Here is a 4,495-nt window from a genome sequence, read left to right on the forward strand (position 1 = left end):
TGCTACTCCAAATCACTTGAGATGTTGAAGTGTTCGCTCCGTTTGCTGCTTCACTACTTGAAGTATCGAACTGTTCCTCTACCCGCTTAGTTCATTACAATTTCAGCAACGCCTAATTTGTTTTTGTCGAGATGCGCCTTTGAATTGAGCCGCAATTTGCTCCACTGTCCATTCGCCGCCTTGAGTGCGGAGCAAATCGCGCACCGCAGCGAGTTGATCTTTGAAGGCTTTGGGAAATTTTTGTTGTTCAACGGGGGCGATCGCAGTTTCCTCTTCGACTTCAGCGATACCTTCAATCACTTGCTGAATATGTGCTTCACCGGGAGCCTGATACTCAGGACGCAGCCAGCGAATAAACCCATTGCGTTCTTCTTGAGCGCGTTCTGCATTTAAGGCGACCAAGCGTTCCAAAATAATCTCATTAATGCTCTCATGCTCAGTGCTTTTTCCCTCATCCCCAGCCCTTCTCCCTGAGGGAGAAGGGAGCCGATCTAAATTCCGGTTCCCCTCGCCCTCTGGGAGAGGGGTTAGGGGTGAGGGCAATGCCTGAGCAATAGTCTCCAAAACAGCTTCTGTGTTACTAAAAACCTCTTCATTACGGAAGCGCAAAACCGTGAAGCCATTCGCCTGCATCCATTGGTCGCGATCGCTATCTCTCTGCTGTTGCTGTGGCTGTTGATGAATTTTGCCATCTAGTTCGATGACTAGGCGAGCCGCATGGCAGTAAAAGTCAGCAATAAACTGCCCTAGATTATGTTGCCTGCGGAACTTGGCATCGTATAAGCGGCGATCGCGCAAACACTCCCACAACAGCTTTTCTGCCGGAGTTTGCTGCTGCCTAAGCTCCTTCGCTCGTTGCAGCAGTTCCGATGGAATCTGCCTAGTACGTCCTGCTAGCTTAGAAATTCCCTCATCCCCAGCCCTTCTCCCCAAGGGAGAAGGGAGCCGATCTAAATTCCGGTTCCCCTCGCCCTCTGGGAGAGGGGTTAGGGGTGAGGGCGAAATCAAATCCTCCCACCCATACGCCTCAAACACTGCTACATCCAACTCATCATGGATTTGCTTCAGCGTGGAAACCAACGCTTTGTTGTTAAATTCCCGGTCTTTATCGGTGAGTTCGACCCCTGCGCGGATCTTTTCCACCAGGTTATACATGGCAGTGATGGTGACATCGGGATGCTGTGCCTGAACACGCTTGCGGTGGGCATCGAGGCGTTCGCCCAGTTCGCGGATTTTTTGTTTGAGTTCGAGTGTGGGTTCTGGGAAGGGGAAGGGATCGAAGCAACGAGTTTTGTTGTAGCGCGGTCTATCTTCTAGTGTTCCTCCTGCTGCAAGCGCCCAGGTTACATGAATTTTGCTAGAGAGAACTCCTAAGAAATAAGCATCATCAAGAGCGATCGCAATCAACATATTGTCTGGAACAACATCATGAGCCAAAAATACAAACACACGATGCTTGGCAGTTTCAACTGTTGTAATATAGCTGCTTAAATCCTTCAAAGCAGGTCTAAAGTTGGTGCGAGGCTCCCCAAAAATCCACCAGTTCTGACGGTATATCGCACGATTGTTCTGATCTCTTTCCGGCTTAACTCTTTCACGTACCCACTGATAGACTTTAGGATATCTTTCAAAAACTTCTTTCTCACTTAGACCATAAAGATCAATCACTAAGGAATTTCTTGTAGATTGAAGCAAATCGCGTCCATTCAGATAGGGATAAATTACTTCAGACTCTAGATTGATTGCCTCTTTTTGCGTCACACAAAACCCCATTCCATGAAGCTTCATGCCTGGGCAACATATACTAGCGTTACTTTTCAATGAAATAGTACTTGCAATGTTTGCTCCAGCCTTAAGATGACTAAAAATACTTCCTACATTCTTTACTATGACTTCAACTTGCTCTGCCGAATCTTCTGGTGTTTCTGCATCCACTTCTTGAACAACCGTTCCAAGCTGTGCAACTTGAACAATATTTGATGAATCCGCTTGTCCTACAGTCATTGCAATTCTGACCGCTGCCCCCTCATTTGTCCAGGGATGATCCGCGATCGCAAATATCAAGCGAATTGGCTCTTTTTTATTTTGATGGAAATCAATAACTTTTCTTTGGCGAACTTGATGAATGCTATTTGTTGTGATGAAGCCAAACCGATTAATACGGTTGGCTCTAGATAATTCTGCCGCTTTGTGCCACCAATACATGACGTAATCTACTGTATCAGGTACATCTTTATACTCTTTACGGAGAGTTTCAGCATACCCATCTCCCAATCTTTCACGAATCCAGGCATTCCCAATAAATGGGGGATTACTCACTACATAATCTGCCTCCTGCCACTCCGCAGGACGCGCATTTATATACCGATAAATCGGAATGCGATCGCTCGGATCGGGAACCATTTCCCCCGTCACCGGATGCTTCATCATCCGTCCGCCCCATCGTGTTCTCACCTTGCCTGTCTTCGGGTCAACATCCTCTTCCTTACCGTCATACGTCAACACAGCATCCCGGCATTCAATGTTTTTGTATTCGCGCAAAACAGGCTCTACGGGAGGAATGTCGCCAAACTGTCTGAAGTGCCACTGCAAATAACCAATCCAGATCACCAAATCTGCGATCGCCGCCGCACGGGGGTTAATCTCAATCCCCAAAAACTGTGATGGGTTCACCTGAGCAATATCCAACCGTAACTGTGCTTGACCTGTCACATCTTCCAGACGGCGCAACACCTCCGACTCTAGTTGCTTCATCAAATCCAGCGTCACATACAAGAAATTTCCCGATCCACACGCCGGATCGAGAATTCGCACCTGGCGTAACTCTGTCAGAAACCCTTCCAATGCTGCAACAGCTTTCTTCTTCTGGGCAGCAGTCGGCTCTTTTGACCCATCCCCCAAAATTTGCTTCACTTCCCCCTGCACCAGATCCCACTGTTCCCGCAACGGTTCCATTACCACCGGACGCACCAACCGCTCCACATATGATCGAGGGGTATAGTGTGCCCCCAGTTTGCTGCGTTCCTTTGAATCCAATGCCCGTTCCAACAACGTGCCAAAAATCGCAGGCTCTACATCCTTCCATTCCCGCTTCGCTGCGGTTAGCAACACCCGAAGCTGATCCGCCGTCAAGTCAAACGCCCTTGCCTCGGCAAATAACCCCCCATTAAATTTCAACAACCTGCCATAAAAGCCAAAGCTTGTCCCATCATTCATTGCCTGCCAGAGAGCTTCTACCTCCGGCTTAAAACTCTTGGGATTGGGCAACCATCGCGTCTCCAACGCATCCATAAACAAATGCTCCTTCAATAGCCCCACATCTTCAGCAAACATGGTGAAGATGCAACGCATGAGGAAATGGGCAACCTCTTCCGGTTCATGCAGACCTTCTAACCGCTTTGATAATTCCGCTAAATCTGCCGCTACCTCTCGCGTCACCTTCGCCGCAATCTTTTCAGGGTTGCGCTTTTGCGGATCGGTAAAGATGTCAACAAACAGATCAAAAATCTCTGGCTTTCGCAGAGCAGTCAGGCTAATATCCTGACGCGCTCCATATCCACCATAATCACCGCTGAAGCCCATCTACAGCTCAAAGTGATCGCCAATATCACAGGTCAACAGAAATGGAGGTTTACTGGGTAAATTGCGGGTATAGGCGATCGCCTGCACAAATGCTGCTTCCATTGCCTTGAGGTAAGAATTCGTGCCGCGTTTTGCCGTTCCTTTGCCGGATTTTTCACTGCCCTGCTTCGCCTCAATCAAAAAATGATCGGCTTTGTAGAGGTCAATATAACCCGGTGTTTTCTTGCCGCTGGGATGATAAATCGTGATGTCTTTATCAAAACAGTACGGATCGCCTGTCACACTACCCTTCACATCCGGACGCTTCACTCCCAGCGCATCACATAGTTCCGAAAAGAACATTTGATAGTTAGCACGCTCATTGCCACTAGAATTTTGCCAACGGGTAATAAACTGCTCAATTCGGGCTGCATCGGATGGAGTCATGAATGGCTTGTTTTGGAGGTCAGGAAATTGGGGGACAGAATCCTATGAGGCGATTGTGAAATCATCTCCTCATGGTTAGTATTCCCGTTTACACCCCCAACCTACAAACTCTCAACTTGGACTGTCGAGGTTTTATGAGAAATTCCACCCTCCAACCCTCACCTTCCGACCTCTGAACTCGAAACTTCGACCTTGCCCAAGTTTTGCTTAGAGGAGGAGGAAGTAGCGATGGCTCTGGCAGGATTACCTGTTGTCGGTTAGGGTTCTGGAAAGCTGATTTCTTGCCGCCCTCAGTTTTGTTTGTATTATGCTCAGTGCGCCTCTCCAACTGCCTGACGCAGATATCGTGTTCTACCCGTCTCTGCTGGATGGGCAGGAAAGCGATCGCTTGCTCACACAACTGACTGAAACAATCGACTGGCGACAAGACTGGATTAGCATCTACGGGCGCTCAATGCCTCAACCCAGACTGACGGCTTGGTATGCC

At 48.4% G+C, this 4,495-nt stretch carries 2 protein-coding genes and 2 pseudogenes; 2 read left to right on the forward strand and 2 right to left on the reverse strand.

Translation table 11 applies throughout. The features are described 5' to 3' along the window. Positions 1-90 (forward strand): annotated as a pseudogene (locus H6F50_RS27135) (IS1 family transposase); the annotation flags it as partial. Positions 91-102: 12 nt separating this feature from the next. Here H6F50_RS27135 and H6F50_RS27140 read toward each other — a convergent pair. Together H6F50_RS27140 and H6F50_RS14685 are read right to left on the reverse strand one after the other, a co-directional pair. Continuing rightward, entirely contained in the window at positions 103-3,582 is a 3,480-nt protein-coding gene (locus H6F50_RS27140) for a DUF559 domain-containing protein (RefSeq protein WP_190429267.1), read from the reverse strand. After that, complete coding sequence (locus tag H6F50_RS14685; protein ID WP_190429268.1) at positions 3,583-4,008, reverse strand: type IIL restriction-modification enzyme MmeI; 426 nt, start codon at positions 4,006-4,008, stop codon at positions 3,583-3,585. A 307-nt stretch (positions 4,009-4,315) separates the two neighbouring features. On the opposite strand from H6F50_RS14685, the pseudogene H6F50_RS14690 reads away from it, so the two are divergent. Then, positions 4,316-4,495 (forward strand): annotated as a pseudogene (locus tag H6F50_RS14690) (alpha-ketoglutarate-dependent dioxygenase AlkB); the annotation flags it as partial.

It is taken from the genome of Coleofasciculus sp. FACHB-712 (genome assembly GCF_014695635.1).
In the GTDB taxonomy this organism is placed as follows: Bacteria; Cyanobacteriota; Cyanobacteriia; order Cyanobacteriales; family FACHB-T130; genus FACHB-T130.